Below are 16,691 nucleotides of genomic sequence, written 5' to 3' on the forward strand. Positions count from 1 at the left end.
ATGAATGAACGAATTTTAATTGCTGATGATCATTATGTGGTAAGAGCAGGAACAGCCCTTGTTCTTGAATCTGCCTATCCTGAACTGAAAATAGACTTTGCTGAAAATTATGAACAGGTAAAAGAAGCATTGATTTCTCAATATTATCATCTTCTGATCCTGGATATAGATATGCCCGGAACTCAATATAAAAAAATGATCACTGAACTTAAAAACATACAGAAAGATCTAAAGATTCTTGTGTTTTCAGGATATGATCAGGATGTGGCTATCCAGTACATCAGAGAAGGTGCTGAAGGCTACCTGAACAAACAAAGCAGTGAGGAAGAAATTAAAAATGCAGTGAAAACAGTGATTGAAAAAGGTTATTTTTATCCTGCAGAACTTATCGGTCTGATCATTCAGAATAAGAGAGACAACCCTGTAGAAAAGCTTTCTTCAAGGGAATATGAGATCTTTAAACTGTTAGCTGACGGATACGGAAACCTGGAGATTTCCAATAAACTCAGTATTCAGATGTCTACCGTAAGTACATATAAGAAAAGGATATTTCAGAAGCTGGAGGTCAGTAATATTGCAGAGTTGATTAAGGTATATGAGATGATGCATTAATTGGTTTTACCAATAAAAATCATTGAGATAAGCATTTTCAGGATTGGAAAAATATCAGGAAATTTGCAGAACCAAAATTTCTATAATCAAAACTGCATTTTAATTGCAAAAAATCATGAATTCACCTGAAAAAGCAAACCAGGGAAGCCGCCGTTTCCGATATATAAAACTTTGTATTTTCTTTTCAGGGCTTTCTGTATTTGCACAGCTCTATCTTTTTCAGCCCATGCTCCCGATGGCCGCGGAGCAGTTCAATGTAACCGTTGGTGATACTTCTCTGCTCGTTTCTTCATCTACCATAGGAATGGCGTTGGGATTATTGTTTTTTGCTTTTAAGGCAGACAGTTATTCCAGAAAACGACTGATGGTATTTTCTTTGATTTCATCAGCATTATTAACTATTATTTCAACCTGGATTCCCAGTCTCAGTCTTCTTATTGGAATTGGAGTGCTGAAAGGATTTGTAGTTTCCGGTGTTTCTGCTGTCGCCCTAGCCTACCTTACCGAGGAGGTTTATCTCGCTGCAGTGCCCGCTGCCATCAGTATGTATTTAAGTGGCAACACTATTGGAGGGATGAGTGGAAGAATATTGGCTACCATTGCAGCCGGAGAATTCGGATGGCGCAATGCCGTTCTCATCATTGGAGTGGAAAGTCTTATCCTGGGTCTTATTTTCTGGAAACTATTTCCTGAATCAAAATTTTTCAATCCTCAGAAAACAGATTATCATCAAAAGGTAAAGCAGATGAAAGGATTTCTCATGAACTCCTATATGCTCAGGCTGTACTTCATTGCAGCTTTACTGATGGGTGTTTTTGTGAGTGTTTATAATTATCTTACTTTCAGATTAGAAGCAAAACCATTTTCATTAAGCCATTTTATCATTGCCTTTATATTTCTGATGTATACTTTCGGAGTCTTTGGTACCATGATTACGGGAAAGCTTTCTAAAAGGTTTTCCAAAAATAACATCCTGAAAAGCTTCATTCTTCTAATGCTCTGTGGAATTGGCTTGCTGCTGTCAGAAAATATTTATGTGGTCATCTTTGGACTTGGAGTATTTACACTCTCCTTTTTTGCTGCCCATACTATGGCCAGTCAGATGACAGCACTTCATGCTAAACACGGAAAGTCCTCGGCCACCTCTATTTACTGGTTATTTTATTATTTTGGCTCCAGTATTCTGGGAAGTGGTACCGGATACCTCCTGCATTCATTTTCCTGGAATGTATTTATCTCCGTTCTTATCATTGCCATTATATTGGCTCTTTTACTGGCTACTGCCAATACCTCTTCCCATAGTACCACATAGATACCATATTTCTATTGAATTAAAAATGCTCTAAAGATAGTGTCTATCGACATTTTAACAGTTCATTAATCTTTTAGGTGTGATATTTAACACAATCTTCATTAAAACACTGGCTCACAATATGATGCAAGGCATAGTATTTGCTCAATTATATATTACCAGTACCACCTTTAAAAACCAAAATATTATGAACGTAGCAGATCTTAAAATCAAAAATTTAGTCGAGTACAAAAATCAGATTTATACGATCACTGAAATTTTTCAGAGTTTGAAGCAAGCTTATTTTGTTAAAATTGAAAATGACAGTCAGAGCTTTTCAGTTCCGGCAGATTCCATTAAACCTATTCAGATCACGGAAGAGTGGCTTGAAAAACTCGGTTTTTCAAGGACATACAGCTCAGATCAGAGAATACGGTATGAAAGACCTGAAACATTTATCAAATACGATATAGACCTGAGTTCCAGGAAAATACTGGAGGGGCTCAAAATATATGGCAATTCTATAAAATGCAAATATATCCATGAGTTCCAGAATATTTTTTCCTGTTTATTTGGGAAAGAGCCTTCATTACATTACGGTTATCTGGAAACAAAATAGTATTAAATAGTTCTTAGTAGTAGAAGCCACAGTTTATAAAATTGTGGCTTTTATCTTTTTACTCCCATTAGAATAAGAATGAATTGTAACTTCCGAAAAATTCACCATTCAAAAACCATTCTTTTCATGCATATTTGTTATACTGCTTTATTTAAAGCAGCTGATTTTATAAAATACACATTATGATTCTAAAGATTATTAGTTCAATACTTATCCTGGGAGCTGTATTCATGGGATTCAAACAAGGAAGTGCTATGTTTTCCGGAAAACCTGAAATGATGGAGATGTTCGGAAAATGGGGATTCAACCGAACAGCACTCATGATCAATGGAGCTGTTACAATTCTGGCTTCAGTGATGATTTTATTTCCCAGGACATTTGTTTGGGGAAATTTCCTGATGGCAGCGGGTATCCTCCTGATTATCTGCTTTCACCTTATGGACAAAGATTTTAAAGGAGTAGCCATTGAGCTTCCCTTTTTATTTCTTAACCTTCTGATCGTTTACCTGCAACATCCTCTTAAAACTTAACTGAGATGATAAAATATATACTCATAACCATTTTTGCGACAAGCTTCTCTCTGACCGCTTGTGGACAGGTTAAAGAAAATCAAAAAAAGACAACACCCTCTATATCAAAACAACACACAATGGACTTATCAAAAATAACAGACGAAACTGTACGCCCTGCCATAGAAGCACTGCAAACCGGAGATAAAAAATGGTATAGCTTCTTTATAGAAAATCCAGTGATGACAGACGACGGCAATACCGTTGATTTTACCACTTTCTTCTCCAAAGCCCTAGGTAAAGAATATTTTCTCAGCATAGACCGTATAGAAAATGAAGGAAAGGATATTTACGGAAATTTTAAAGCCGGACAATGGGGAACATTTCCTGTATTCTTTAAGTTCCATAAAAATGCTGAAGGTAAATTTGAAAGATTGGATATTGGACAGGCAAAGTAAGTACAATAAAAAGCCGTTCCATTAATCAGACGGCTTTACAAAAAACTTATTTCTCTAAAGTACCTCTATCCAATTTACTATCTCCGTTAAATTATAGAAATCTGCAAATCCATATTTAGGTAATCATTTGTTTCAGTATATAGCCGGCATTAGAAACTGACTTACAACCAGCGGATGGTCTGTATTGGGAATCTATTTACAACAATTCATTTTTGAATATTTCCTTACATTTGTGCCTCTGCTGTTGATTTTCTTACCGAAGCAGAATTCAAAATTTCATTATGGATACAGATATAATCATTTCACAGTTGATAGAACATTTTAGAGAAATTGTACCTTTAAAAGACTCTGATATTGATGCTATCCTTCCCAAATTAGAAATTATACAGCTTAAAAAGAAAGACTATCTGCTGCATGAAGGACAGATTTCAAGAAGTATGCGGTTTATAGCAGAAGGAAGCCTCTATGCTTATCATATTGATGAAAAGGGTAAAGAAAATATTACGCAGCTGGGTATTGAAAACTGGTGGGTTAATGATCTTTACAGCTATCTGAGTGAGCTTCCATCAAGAATGTTTATCCGGGCTAATGAAAAAACTACGGTGATCCAGATCAGCAAGAATAACCTGGAATTGCTGTATAAAGAAGTTCCTGCTATTTCTGAATTCTGGCGACTGAAAATGCAGAGTGCATATGTTACACTGCAGGAAAGAACATTTGAGCATTCCAGAGTGGATGCCTACACAAAATACAGGACATTTGTGACCACTTACCGCAATATTGAGCAGCGTTTTCCTCAATATATGATTGCTTCCTACCTAGGAATTACAGTTGAATACCTGAGTTATCTTAGAAAAAAACACCTGTCTGACCTTTCTTAAGATTTCTTAAGTTTATTCCGCACAGCCCTGAATAATTTTGCTCACAGAAAATTAATGAGTGAAATATGAAGGCAAAATTAATAGTGATCATGGCTCTTGCAGCGGTTTCAACCCAACTGAATGCACAGAAGCTTAGCTATACTCCCGACCTTGTTTTGGGACACCGTTCCTACACCTATATGCATAATGTCAACTATCAAATCAATGAGAGGTTGAAATTAAACAATCTTACTTTATTTGATACCGAATACACCAGGGACCAAGACAATATATTCTTTATAAGAAATACCCTGGCTTATAGTTTTACTAAAAAAATCAGTCTGAATGGTGCTTTCGGAGTGAAAAATCCAGGTGCATTCTTCAGCCTTTACGCTCAGTACCGGATGGTTCAGCCCTCCTACTCTTTCTCTTATTCTATAGGTGCAACTTATCAGAAAGGATTTTCCCTGGAACAGTCTGTATCATTTGAATATACCCCGCAGCTCAGGGAAAACCTCAAAGGATACTTCAGTGTCCTGGCTATTGGAAATCTTGACAATACCGGCTATCCGAGAGGGTTACAATTCATCCGGCTTGGCGTAAAACAGGATAAGATGATGTATGGTATAGCCTCCAATTTTGATCAGTTTAATAATAGCAAAAAGACATTGGAGAACATCGGGGCTTTTGTAAAATATAATTTTTAAATAATAATAAAATGAAAAAGAACATTGATTTAGGTATTCTGATCAGCAGAATTGCCATTGGATTTCCCATGTCTGTGTACGGGATTAATAAATTGATACACGGAATTGGATTTATTCAGGATATGATGACCCAGCACGGCTTACCGTCATTCTTTGCGTATGGGGTATTTGCAGGTGAAATTATAGCCCCTCTTATGATCATTATAGGATTCCGGATACGTCTTGCAGGAATAATCTTTGCGGCAAACTGCTTTACAGCCATTATACTGGCACAAACAGCAAATATATTTAAGCTGAATGAATTTGGAGGCTGGGCACTGGAGTTACTTGCTATTTATTTACTTATAGGAGTGAGTTTCTTCTTTACCGGAGCCGGAAAATATGCCGTTTCAAATCATACTCGATGGGATTAAAACCGGATAAAGGGATTCCCCTTTTATTCTGACAAATCCTAAAATTCAGATTTAATTTTATCACAAAGGTCATTTCATTTTTGAAACGGCCTTTGTGGTTTTAGTTTTTAAACCATTGAATACTGTTTTGGGTTCATCCCGATGTGCTCTTTAAATATTTTTGAAAAATGGCCCAGATTAGAGAACCCTAGTTTGTATCCTACTTCTGAAACGGAATACTTTTTCTCTTTCAGCAATAGCGCAGCTTCCTTCATTCTGAATTCCTGATAATAATTAAAAATACTGTTCCCAAAAATCTGTCTGAACAGTCGTTTGAGCTTGGTAGCACTCATTCCGGCTTCTGCAGCCAGCTCTTTTATAACAGGAGGAATTTCCAATTGCTCAAGAATTTTTGCCCGTATCATATACATAGTTTCAATATCATGGATATTCAGTGCGTAGAGATGTTTTTCATTCCGCTTTTCCAATTCTATCAATAGTCTGCAAATCAGCTCTTCAGCTTTTAGTCTTAAAAAAAACAGCTTAAAAGTCTCATCTATCTCTTCAGAAATGATCTCATTGACAACATTTTGCAGAGAAGGATCGATCATATGTTCAAATAGAAAGGGTTCCGTATTTTCCACCAGGCTTTTCAGTACCGGTGACTGATCTGATACCTGAAACAAGCTTTTCAGGTAATCCGCATCCACTTCTATATTAATCGTGTTTTTATTAGAATGAATAGGAATAAACTTATCGGTATTAAGGCGGCTCGTTGCCACCATAACAGAAGGCATTTCAGCTGGATTTCCTCCCGAAGAGATTTTTGTTTTGGGAAAAATATGCTGAAACTTAAAAAAGAGCATCCTTTTAGCAATATGTACATCCGGATTTTCAATGATCAGATCTTCATACAGCTCATAATTACTAATAAGCATCCGGATATGTTTATTAAAGATCAATCCTGTGCAATATCCTTTTCCAAACCGGGATGGAATCTCCAGCTTTCTCTGTTTTATTTCCGAGCCCAGTAAACCGGCCAGGTTTTTCAGAATATGGGGAACCGTTTGATCAATCGTATCCATAAAAGTCTTTTACAGCTATTTTTAAGTCTAATATAATTATTTTATCTCTAAAATGACACAGAAATTTGTATCCATATTTAATAGCACAACAATTATGTTACTCAGAGACAAAAAAGTAGCCATTATTGGAGCTGGTCCTGTTGGGCTGACTATGGCAAAATTACTTCAGCAAAAAGGTATTGAAGTGACCGTATATGAAAGAGATAAATATCCCCAGGCCAGAATCTGGGGAGGAACGCTGGATCTGCACAAAGATTCCGGACAGAAAGCTATGAAAAAGGCAGGATTACTGGAAGCTTATTATAAAACCGCTTTACCCATGGGTATTACCATCGCTGACGAACAAGGGAAAACTTTGTTCACCAAACCAATCACCCCTGAAAACCAGTTTGACAATCCTGAAATCAACAGAAATAACCTGAGAACAATACTCCTTGAAAGCTTACCCCATGATTCAGTAAGTTGGGATAGAAAATGCATCGACCTTAAGGTTTGCGGCGGGAAATGGCTACTGCTTTTTGAGAACGGATTACAAGCTACAGCAGATCTTGTCATTGGCGCTAACGGAGGTATGTCTGCCATGAGGAAGTTTGTGACTGACACAGCAATTGAAGAAACCGGAACCATCATTATTCAGGGGGATATTCCCCATCCTGAAACAGATTGTCCCGAATTTTATCAGTTATGCAACGGAAACAGGCTGATGGCAGCTTTTCAGGGTAAACTATTGGTCGTAAACCCTGACAATAACGGTGCATTAACTTATGGTGTAATCTTCAAAAAACCTGATAATGCCGAAGATAATCTCCAGGATACAGACGATATCCGCAAATTTCTTCTGAAAAATTTCGCCCTTTGGGACAAACGTTATCAAAACCTGGTTCAGCTGACACCTTCTTTTTTGAGCTTACCAACCAGAAAATTACCGCTGAGTGCCCCCTGGAAGACCGACCGCCCTTTACCAATAACCCTTATCGGAGATGCTGCTCACCTTATGCCTCCTTTTGCCGGCCAGGGCGTCAATACAGGATTGATGGATGCTCTCATATTATCCGGAAATCTCACTGGCGGAAGCTATGATTCTCTACAGACAGCTATTAATGACTACGAACAGCAAATGTTTATCTATGCTTCCGAAGCCCAGATTTCATCTTCCAGAAATGAAATAGAAATGCGCCATCCTGATTTTTCTTTTACCCAGTTAATCAACTAGATCATTTGTTCTAAAAACGCAAATATACCTCTGAAAAAAGGCATTTTACAACACATTTATCCTTACCTTTACGTTGAACTTAATATTGTATGATGAAGGAAGTAATTGTGTATCAAATTGACTCTTTTACTAAAGAAAAATTCAAAGGAAATCCTGCGGGGGTAGTTTTAAATGCTGAAAATCTGACCACTGCAGAAATGCAATTGATAGCCCGGGAACTCAACAATTCAGAGACAGCATTTGTTTTCCGTCCCACTACTCTGGAACAAAATTTCGAATACCATGTAAGGTATTTTACTCCAACAACAGAGGTTCCTTCCTGCGGACATGCCACTATTGCGGCATTATATGCAAAAGCAATGGAAGATCAGCTGGAATCCTGTACCATCAGAATAATGACCCAAATCGGAATTTTACCTATTAGGATTGAAAAACAGGATCACGATTATCAAATCACAATGACACAGGGACGTTTTGAGCTAAACCCCATCTTTGATCCGCTAACAACACAAAATATTGTTCATGCATTAGGATTGACAATGGAAGATCTTGATGAGAAATGCCCTGTACAAATTGCTTCGACAGGCCACTCAAAGGTTATGATCGGTATTAAAAGCCGGAACATTTTAAATCATCTTCAGCCCGATCTTATGGCTTTAACCCACCTGAGTAAAGTGATCAGCTGCAATGGCTATTTTGTATTTACTTTTGATTCCGATGATAAGGAAATCCTGACCTATGGAAGAATGTTTGCCCCGGCAATCGGCATTTCAGAAGATGCTGTTACCGGAAATGCCAATGGACCTTTGGGAGGCTATCTTATTCAAAATAAAATCATCAGTACTGCCGACAATACTTTCCAATTTACAGGGACACAGGGCGAAGCTATCAACCGTATTGGAAAAGTGCAGGTGGAAGTTAAGCTAAAAGACAGTGCTATTCCCGATATTGTCAGTATTACAGGCAATGCCGTAAATGTATTCAGGACTGTGATGCATATCTAATATTTTCGACCACAAAACATCGTAAAAAATAAAATATTTCAATAACAAAAGCCTCCGGACTACTGATCCGGAGGCTCTGTTTGTCAGATTGAATTATGACTGAAATTCTATCCGTTTTCAAAACAAATATTTCTGAATTTTTCTATATCAATATACACAATACCTCCATCCTTAATTCTATGACTCTTCTGTATAGACTTACCCTGAAAAGATAAGGCATCAGCTTCTATCAGCTGATTTAATTTACTGACAGAAAGACCTAAACATATCCGGATCACAGAATATACTTTAAGACTAAAATCAAAAGGGGATTTAAGTGTAACCGGTAGTATTTCATACCCGGAATTTAAAATATCATCCAGTGTGGGATGTTGTATATCATATTCGACACTCTCCGCATCATACTCAACATTATTTTTTCTTCTTGTTTCGAGGGAAAATGCATATTCCCAGGCCGTTTCTGTATTATTTTCTGAAAATTTAATGAAGAGGGGTTTGCTTATTGATTCTGTTCTGACGCGGGAGAAAATGGTCATATTAAAGGTATTTTTACATTGTACACATCGGTATATCAACCAGATATCAATATTCTTTTTTTGAGCGTTCAGTCTGAATTTATCACTGCAATAAAACCTGTCGCTATTACAATGACTGCATTTCTTCTTTAAGAGGGGAGTATTTTTAGCTTTTACCTCCCATATATATTGCTGACTCATTACTTATTCTATAATCGTGCTTAGTATTCTTTAGTTAAGTTTTAACATAGCAGTCAAAGGAATTACAGCATTAAGATCATGGATCAAAAGCTGAAATATCAGATTTTGTTGCTTCTAAGAAAGCAACGAAATGAATACTATGTTTAAATGAAAACCTGCTCAGGTAGAATTACCTGAACAAAAGAATGATCAGCCTGTGGCTTGTGAGGCTGATACTAAGCGAATATAGGTTTACGAGTCGTTCCCAAAACGTTGATCTATTTATATTAATGAAGTAAAAATAGTGAATATTTATCAAACAGCTGAAAAATAAATTAATGTTTATCAGTATTAGGCTCAGGTACTTGTATCTATTGAAATCACAATGAACCATACAACAAACAAAAATTGAACTGTACAACAAAATTATCTTTTGTATTTCGGACGAACTTTGTGGTATTAAAATCAAACAAAATGATACAGATTAATAAAATTTACATCAACGGCGAATTTGTTTCGCCACAAGGGACAGATACTTTTGATCTTATTGATCCTACGACCAACCGGAAAACCGGAGAAGTGATATTGGGAAATGAAGAAGATACCAAAGCGGCCATTGCTGCAGCAAGAGAAGCTTTTAAAACCTTTTCAAAGACGACCAAAGCAGAACGTATTGTGTTACTGAAAAAGCTTCATGAAGCAGTCAGCAAGCGGGAAGAAGAACTAGTATCCACCATGGTTAAAGAATATGGGGGCACTCTTCAGTTTTGTAAAATGAGTGTACAAAATGCCATTTCCGCTTTTACAACCACTATTGAAATACTGGAATCATTTGACTTTGAAAGAACCGCAGGACATTCAAAAGTACGTTTTGAACCATTAGGTGTGGTAGGAATTATTACTCCATGGAATGCCAGCAACAGCTTTATATGCAATAAGCTGGCTACAGCAATCGCTGCCGGCTGTACGGCAGTGATCAAACCCAGTGAAATGAGTGCCCAACAAACCCAGCTAATTGCAGAATGTTTCCATGAAGCCGGATTACCAAAGGGTGTTTTTAATATGGTTAATGGTTTAGGAAATGTAGTAGGAACTGAAATTACAAATCATTCTGATATTGCTAAAATATCTTTCACAGGATCCACAATTACTGGAAAAACCATTGCTAAAGGAGCAGTGGATACCATGAAAAGGGTAACCCTGGAACTTGGTGGAAAATCTCCTAATATTATTCTGGAGGATGCAGATCTTGACAAGGCTATTCCCATGGCTGTTTTTGGAGCTTATATGAATAACGGACAGGCATGTATCGCCCCTACCCGTCTGCTCGTTCCTCAAAATAAACTGAATCAGGTCAACGAGCTCGCAAAACAGGCTGTCCTGAATGTGAAAGTAGGACAGCCAAATGAAGAAGATACCACCGTTGGTCCCATGGTCAGTGCAAAACAATATGAGCGGGTACAGACTTACATCAGACTGGGACAAAGCGAGGGTGCTACCCTACTGGCAGGAGGCGAAGGAAAACCTGAAGGTCTTGAGGATGGTCATTTTGTAAAGGCCACTATTTTTACAAATGTTCGTAATGATATGCGTATTGCCAGAGAGGAAATATTTGGTCCTGTATTATCTATCATTCCTTATCAAAACGAAGAGGAAGCTATCAAAATCGCGAATGACACCCCTTATGGATTAGCCGCCTACATCAGTTCTTCCAGCAAAGAACATGCAGAACATGTTGCCGCTCAGATTGATGCAGGCAGAATCTGCATTAATGGATTTGCCCATGATCCGCTTGCTCCCTTCGGTGGTTTTAAACAAAGCGGTATCGGCCGTGAATATGGTGTTTTTGGATTGGAAGCCTATTTAGAACCCAAAGCTATTTTAGCATAACAAAAGTTTATTCCTTGCAGCCAGGCTGTAAGGAATAAACTTTTTATACGTTCCTGTAATGGGGAAAAAGTTTGTAAGTTTGAATAAGAATCAATAGAAAATTACCTTTAAGCCATGAATGATCAGAAAGCAGTTTGGCCTGTTAATTACTCCTGTCACTTTTCAGAATTCCGGGAAGGAGAACAGTTCACACAAATTCACAGTCTGGGGTTAGTCCTTTCCGGTGAAATGGAACTGGATGATGGAAGTACAAAAACCGTCTTTAAAGAAGGAGAACTTTATTCTGCACGTAAAAACCGTCTTTTAAAATTTGCAAAATATCCACCCAAAAATGGGGAGATTAAAACGGTAACTCTATATTTTGACGATGCTGTATTACAGGATTTCAGCAGAGAATATGGATATTCGGTAGAGAAAAAAGAAAATATCTCCACATTTATAAAACCGGACAGCCAGCCATTGCTCACTTTTATGCGCTCTCTTCTTCCCTACGAAGAATTATTGAGTACCTCCACCTCAGCAGAGCTTATTCGCCTGAAACAAAAGGAAGCATTAATTCTGATGCTCGCTTATGATCCGGATCTTAAAGATGTCCTGTTTGACTTTTCAGAACCTTATAAAATTGATATTAAATCATTTATGGATAAAAATTTCCATTTTAATGCCAAGATTGAACGCTTTGCTTATTTAACAGGAAGAAGCCTATCTACTTTTAAAAGGGATTTTCAAAAGAGTTTTGGGATACCACCAAGACAATGGTTACAGCTTCGGAGACTGAAGGAGGCGCATATTTTACTTTCACAACAAGATAAGCCCGTCTCTGATATTTATCTGGAATTGGGGTTTGAAAACCTTTCCCATTTTTCTTTTGCATTTAAAAAACAATTCGGGTATTCTCCCAGTACAGTTCAGGCCCAAAAGCTAAAAAAATAAAGACGGATCCTATCTATTACTTATATTTGAAAGCAAATTGCATCATCAACAAAAATGAAGAATCTAAATGAGCAGTATAAATATAAAGATGAACTGAATCTTCAAAAAATTGGATTAATAAAATGTAGAAAATAAAAACCCTTGTTTATGGAAGACAATTTAAACTGTATTTACAGGGTCATTCATTTTATGGAGAACAATTACGATCAGCAGATCTCTGTAAAAGATCTGGAAGATGTATCCCACTACTCTTACAGAAATATACAGCGTATTTTCAAATACAGTTGCGGAGAAACCATAGGGGCTTTTCAGCAAAGGCTGAAAGTGGAAAATGCCTATAAACGCATCCTTTATACCCAGGAAAGTCTGACGGCCATTGGTATTGAAGTAGGATTTGCCAATATAGCCTCGTTTTCGAAGGCTTTCAAACAGCATTTTGGCATTTCCCCTAAAGCAGCAAAACTGAGCAGGGAAAAGCTCCTTTGCGGACCGGATCTGATTCCTGTAACATCCGATATATTGCTGGAGCCTGAAATTGTATACCTAAAATCAATACCCGTATATTATCAAAGTACCCCAACTTATTACAACAATGAGGAGATTGAGGTATTATGGGAAAAATTTACACAAAATGAATTTCCTGTTTCCGGCACTGAGTATTTCGGGGTTATTGCAGATGAACCCTTGATCAAAACTGAGATAAACTGTCGCTATGATGCCTGTGCCAGCATGCAGGCTCAAAATAAAAAATTGCCTTCAAAAAAGATATTCGGGGGCCAATATGCCCGTTTTACCCATATGGGAAGCTATGAAACGATAGATGAAACTTACACGAAAATCTATTCCCGCTGGATTTTCAATTCCGGTCTCGAATTTTCTCATACCCCTATTATAGAAAAATATGAAAGACATGCTGATCATACAGATAATCAGGAAGAACAGCTCACTTATATTTTTTTACCTCTGAAGTAAGTTGTCAATTTCGGACAACTTTGAAAGCATCAATCGATCTAATTTTGCCCTATCAAAAACAGATTCATTATGCAAACAAAGAAAATCCCATTCTTATTATTACCCGTTCTTTTATTCTCCTGTACACAAACAGATGTAACAGATAATCCGGGTACGGCTGATCCAGCAGGCACTGTTGTTTATAAAATGCCTGAAGAATCAGCTCCACATGAAGGAACCTGGCTTCAATGGCCACATGAATATCAATATGGTGCCACCTACCGCAAGCGCCTGGATCCAACGTGGGTAGCCATGACCAAGGAGTTGGTACAGAGCGAAAAAGTCCATATTATAGCGTATGATAATACAGAAAAACAGCGTATCACAGCATTACTGACCAATGCAGGCGTTCCACTTACGAATGTCAATTTTAAACTGTATCCAACGGATGACTTTTGGGTAAGAGATAACGGTCCTATTTATGTAAAGGATAACAATGGAAACTTATTTATTCAGGATTGGGGGTTCAACGGCTGGGGTAATAAGGCGGAATACAGCAACTGTAATTCAGTTCCTTCTAAAATAGCCACAGATACCAATATTCCAAAAATTGATCTCAATTCCGTAATGATTAATGAGGGTGGAAGTGTAGAAATTGATGGAAACGGAGTATTAATGGCTTGTAAGAGTTCTATCCTTAATACCAATAGGAATCCGGGAATGACCCAACAGCAGGCAGAAGCTATATTTACCAAAAATTTAGGAGTAACCAAATTTATCTGGCTGCAGGGAAAAGCAGGCCTGGACATCACAGATATGCATATTGACGGGTTTGCTAGATTTGCCAATTCATCCACCATTGTTACCATGAACTCTGATGATCTGGCTTATTGGCAGGTTCCCGATGGTGATATTACCCAACTGTACGGTGCTACAGGAAAAAATGGCGCTGCTTATCAGTTTGTAAAGATTCCTTTGACTCAATATGATGTAATGACCACCTATGGAAAAAATGTAGGCCGTGCTTCCTATATTAACTATTACATCGCTAATAACCGTGTATTAGTACCTAATTATAACGATCCTAATGATGCAGTAGCCAACGAGATCATCCAGCGCCTCTATCCTGATAAAAAAGTAGTCGGCATTGATTGTCGTAATTTATTTGCCAACGGAGGAATGGTACATTGTGTGACACAGCAGCAGCCGAAATAAAAAATCATATATATCCTAAAAACCTGGCGGTCAGATTTGATCTCCAGGTTTTCAATATTATTACAGCTAATGTAAAGAATCTGTTTTTCCCAAGTACTGTTGCTTCTTTCCGTTTTTTTTCGAAATCACTACTATGAAGCCCCTATGGTCTTAAAATTGTAGGTATACAGTAAACAACACTAAATCTAATATTATGGCAACCAAAACCACCACAAAAAGAACAGTCACCAAAAAAGCACCGGCAAGCAAATCATCACCAGCTAAAAAAGCAGCCAAAACTCCGGCTAAAAAGAATGCAGCCAAAGAGCTGAAAGATCTGTTTGAAGATTCGCTGAAAGACATCTATTGGGCGGAAAAAGCATTAGTTAAGGCATTACCTAAGATGCAAAAAAATGCAACAGATAAAAGACTTAAAACAGCCATTGAAAATCACTTAATGGAGACCCAGATTCATGTAAAAAGACTGGAAGAATGTTTTAAATCCCTGAAAAAAAAGGCAACGGCAAAAAAATGTGATGCCATGCAGGGGCTCTTGGATGAAGGTAAAAGTATTATGGAGGAAACAGCTCCCGGATCGGTAAGGGATGCCGGTATTATCGCTGCAGCACAGAAAGTGGAGCATTATGAAATTGCTACTTACGGAACATTGGCAGCCTATGCTAAGGTTCTTAAAGAAAATTTCTGTCTCAAAAATTTCCTGGCCACCCTTAACGAAGAAAAAAAATGCGATGCCCTTTTAACAAAAGTAGCAGATACAAGGCTTAATACTAAAGCTTTATAGCCGATGCGCTGTTTAAAATATGATGAAAAGAGGTCTGTTATAGATCTCTTTTCGTTTTTATCTCAGCTTCATAAGAGTAGTTTTATGAATGTAATAAGGGATATAATCGCCAAAAAATAATGTAAATTTGCCCTATCCTACCGTAAAAGGTAGATTCTTAGCTTTAGATTACATGAAAAAAACAGCATTTTCTTTACTGGCCTTCTTGATGCATATGGCCTGCCAGGCTCAAAACTTTGACCTTATTCCATTAGGTATATATGGTGGAGAGCAAGAAGATAACCTATCAGCTTATTTAGTGGGAGCACCGAAAGACAGTACGTTCCTATCCCTTGATGCAGGAACAATAAATACAGGAATACGGAAGGCAATTCAATTGAAAAGCCTTAACGGACCGGAAGAGACCGTTCTAAAAAACCAAATAAAAGGATATTTTATCTCACACGGTCATTTGGATCATTTATCAGGTCTTATTATCAATTCTCCGGCTGATGCAAAAAAGGATATTTTTGCTATAACTCCGGTTATTCAAATTCTGCAAAATCATTATTTTATCACAGATACCTGGATTAATTTTGCAGATCAGGGCCAAAAACCTATGCTTGGAAAATACCATTATAATGAACTTCAGGAGGGAAAAGAAATCGCAGTACAGAAAACACCTCTTTTTATAACGGCATATGAACTAAGCCATGTCAATCCTTATAAAAGCAGTGCCGCACTGGTCAGAAAAGACGACCATTATCTGCTTTATTTAGGGGATACCGGTGCCGATCGGGTGGAAAAATCTGATCAGCTCAATAAGCTTTGGAACAATGTAGCCCCACTTATAAGAAAAAGACAGTTAAACACGATATTAATAGAAGTTTCTTTCCCAAACAGCCAACCTGAAAACCTTCTGTTTGGCCACCTCACTCCTAATCTGCTGTTGGAAGAACTGCAGAAACTGAAAGAAAAAACAGGACAAAAGAATCTGGAAGGTTTAAATATTGTAGTTACCCACAGAAAGCCGACAAAAGACAATCCTGAAATTATTAAAGCAGAATTACTGAAAAACAATCCGTTAAAAGTAAATTATATCTTCCCCGAACAGGGCAAAAAAATTAATTTACCCTAACAATTTATTAAAGATGAGACTATCCTGTCTCATCTTTTTTTATAACTCATGTTCGTATACATAAAGAGAGTACTCAATAGGTCAGTTTGAAATTATTTTTTGATTAAAAAGATGAACGCAAAGCTTATGAATAATTCTGCTTTATTTTAAGCCGGCAAAGTGACGCGACTTTATCGCTGATGAAGATGTATGCTTATCCATACGTTTTGACGAATCAACTTCGTTGGTTCTATCCTTTACCCCACGAAAATATGGATAATGAAGCTAAAGCTTTGCGTTAGAAAACCACATCAGCAGTACATGATCTTTTTAATCAAAAATTACAGATGCTATCTCTGAGATTTCAGGTACTTTATCCG

The 16,691-nt window shown here is 37.4% G+C and carries 18 protein-coding genes; 16 read left to right on the top strand and 2 right to left on the bottom strand.

Translation table 11 applies throughout. The annotated features are described in order from the left end of the window. The 8 genes from JML65_RS09825 (at position 1) to JML65_RS09860 (ending at position 5,469) form a co-directional block, all read left to right on the top strand. Positions 1-612 (top strand): response regulator, encoded by a 612-nt coding sequence (locus JML65_RS09825; RefSeq protein WP_202270706.1) that lies wholly within the window; start codon positions 1-3, stop codon positions 610-612. A gap of 115 nt (positions 613-727) precedes the next feature. Beyond that, positions 728-1,924, top strand: coding sequence for an MFS transporter (locus JML65_RS09830; RefSeq protein WP_202270707.1), 1,197 nt, complete (start codon positions 728-730; stop codon positions 1,922-1,924). Positions 1,925-2,045: 121 nt separating this feature from the next. Continuing rightward, positions 2,046-2,522 carry a hypothetical protein gene (locus tag JML65_RS09835; protein ID WP_228450375.1) on the top strand — a complete coding sequence of 159 codons (477 nt, stop codon included), beginning with the start codon at positions 2,046-2,048 and terminating at the stop codon, positions 2,520-2,522. 182 nt (positions 2,523-2,704) lie between these two features. Then, positions 2,705-3,052, top strand: coding sequence for a DoxX family protein (locus JML65_RS09840; RefSeq protein ID WP_047496164.1), 348 nt, complete (start codon positions 2,705-2,707; stop codon positions 3,050-3,052). 119 nt (positions 3,053-3,171) lie between these two features. Then, entirely contained in the window at positions 3,172-3,489 is a 318-nt protein-coding gene (locus JML65_RS09845) for a hypothetical protein (RefSeq protein WP_237390832.1), read from the top strand. A 281-nt stretch (positions 3,490-3,770) separates the two neighbouring features. Next, complete coding sequence (locus JML65_RS09850; protein ID WP_084084538.1) at positions 3,771-4,370, top strand: Crp/Fnr family transcriptional regulator; 600 nt, start codon at positions 3,771-3,773, stop codon at positions 4,368-4,370. 65 nt (positions 4,371-4,435) lie between these two features. Beyond that, complete coding sequence (locus tag JML65_RS09855; protein ID WP_202270709.1) at positions 4,436-5,056, top strand: hypothetical protein; 621 nt, start codon at positions 4,436-4,438, stop codon at positions 5,054-5,056. Positions 5,057-5,067: 11 nt separating this feature from the next. Next, positions 5,068-5,469: a DoxX family protein gene (locus JML65_RS09860; protein WP_115920856.1), complete on the top strand. Its 402-nt coding sequence runs from the start codon at positions 5,068-5,070 to the stop codon at positions 5,467-5,469. A gap of 107 nt (positions 5,470-5,576) precedes the next feature. Here JML65_RS09860 and JML65_RS09865 read toward each other — a convergent pair whose 3' ends face one another. Further along, the gene (locus JML65_RS09865; protein ID WP_202270710.1) at positions 5,577-6,533 is read right to left on the bottom strand and encodes a helix-turn-helix transcriptional regulator; all 957 of its coding nucleotides are present in this window, start codon (positions 6,531-6,533) and stop codon (positions 5,577-5,579) included. Between the two features lie 94 nt (positions 6,534-6,627). Here JML65_RS09865 and JML65_RS09870 point away from each other — a divergent pair, with 94 nt between their 5' ends. Together JML65_RS09870 and JML65_RS09875 are read left to right on the top strand one after the other, a co-directional pair. Further along, positions 6,628-7,746 (top strand): FAD-dependent oxidoreductase, encoded by a 1,119-nt coding sequence (locus JML65_RS09870; protein ID WP_202270711.1) that lies wholly within the window; start codon positions 6,628-6,630, stop codon positions 7,744-7,746. Between the two features lie 89 nt (positions 7,747-7,835). Then, positions 7,836-8,750 (top strand): PhzF family isomerase, encoded by a 915-nt coding sequence (locus JML65_RS09875; RefSeq protein WP_202270712.1) that lies wholly within the window; start codon positions 7,836-7,838, stop codon positions 8,748-8,750. 107 nt (positions 8,751-8,857) lie between these two features. On the opposite strand, the gene JML65_RS09880 is transcribed toward JML65_RS09875, so the two are convergent. Next, a complete protein-coding gene (locus tag JML65_RS09880; RefSeq protein ID WP_202270713.1) occupies positions 8,858-9,466 on the bottom strand; it encodes a DUF1062 domain-containing protein in 609 nt (202 codons plus the stop codon). 453 nt (positions 9,467-9,919) lie between these two features. On the opposite strand from JML65_RS09880, the gene JML65_RS09885 reads away from it, so the two are divergent. From JML65_RS09885 to JML65_RS09910, 6 genes are all read left to right on the top strand, one after another. Further along, positions 9,920-11,335, top strand: coding sequence for an aldehyde dehydrogenase family protein (locus JML65_RS09885; protein ID WP_202270715.1), 1,416 nt, complete (start codon positions 9,920-9,922; stop codon positions 11,333-11,335). A 114-nt stretch (positions 11,336-11,449) separates the two neighbouring features. Further along, entirely contained in the window at positions 11,450-12,268 is an 819-nt protein-coding gene (locus tag JML65_RS09890) for a helix-turn-helix domain-containing protein (protein ID WP_202270716.1), read from the top strand. 147 nt (positions 12,269-12,415) lie between these two features. Continuing rightward, positions 12,416-13,240 (top strand): GyrI-like domain-containing protein, encoded by an 825-nt coding sequence (locus tag JML65_RS09895; protein WP_202270718.1) that lies wholly within the window; start codon positions 12,416-12,418, stop codon positions 13,238-13,240. A gap of 69 nt (positions 13,241-13,309) precedes the next feature. Continuing rightward, the gene (locus JML65_RS09900) at positions 13,310-14,434 is read left to right on the top strand and encodes an agmatine/peptidylarginine deiminase (protein WP_202270720.1); all 1,125 of its coding nucleotides are present in this window, start codon (positions 13,310-13,312) and stop codon (positions 14,432-14,434) included. Between the two features lie 193 nt (positions 14,435-14,627). After that, the gene (locus tag JML65_RS09905; protein ID WP_202270721.1) at positions 14,628-15,215 is read left to right on the top strand and encodes a ferritin-like domain-containing protein; all 588 of its coding nucleotides are present in this window, start codon (positions 14,628-14,630) and stop codon (positions 15,213-15,215) included. Positions 15,216-15,387: 172 nt separating this feature from the next. Then, positions 15,388-16,332, top strand: a complete 945-nt coding sequence (locus tag JML65_RS09910) for an MBL fold metallo-hydrolase (protein ID WP_202270723.1) — start codon at positions 15,388-15,390, stop codon at positions 16,330-16,332. The last annotated feature ends 359 nt before the right edge of the window (positions 16,333-16,691 follow it).

It is taken from the genome of Chryseobacterium sp. KMC2, from assembly GCF_016756935.1.
In the GTDB taxonomy this organism is placed as follows: domain Bacteria; phylum Bacteroidota; class Bacteroidia; order Flavobacteriales; family Weeksellaceae; genus Chryseobacterium; species Chryseobacterium rhizosphaerae.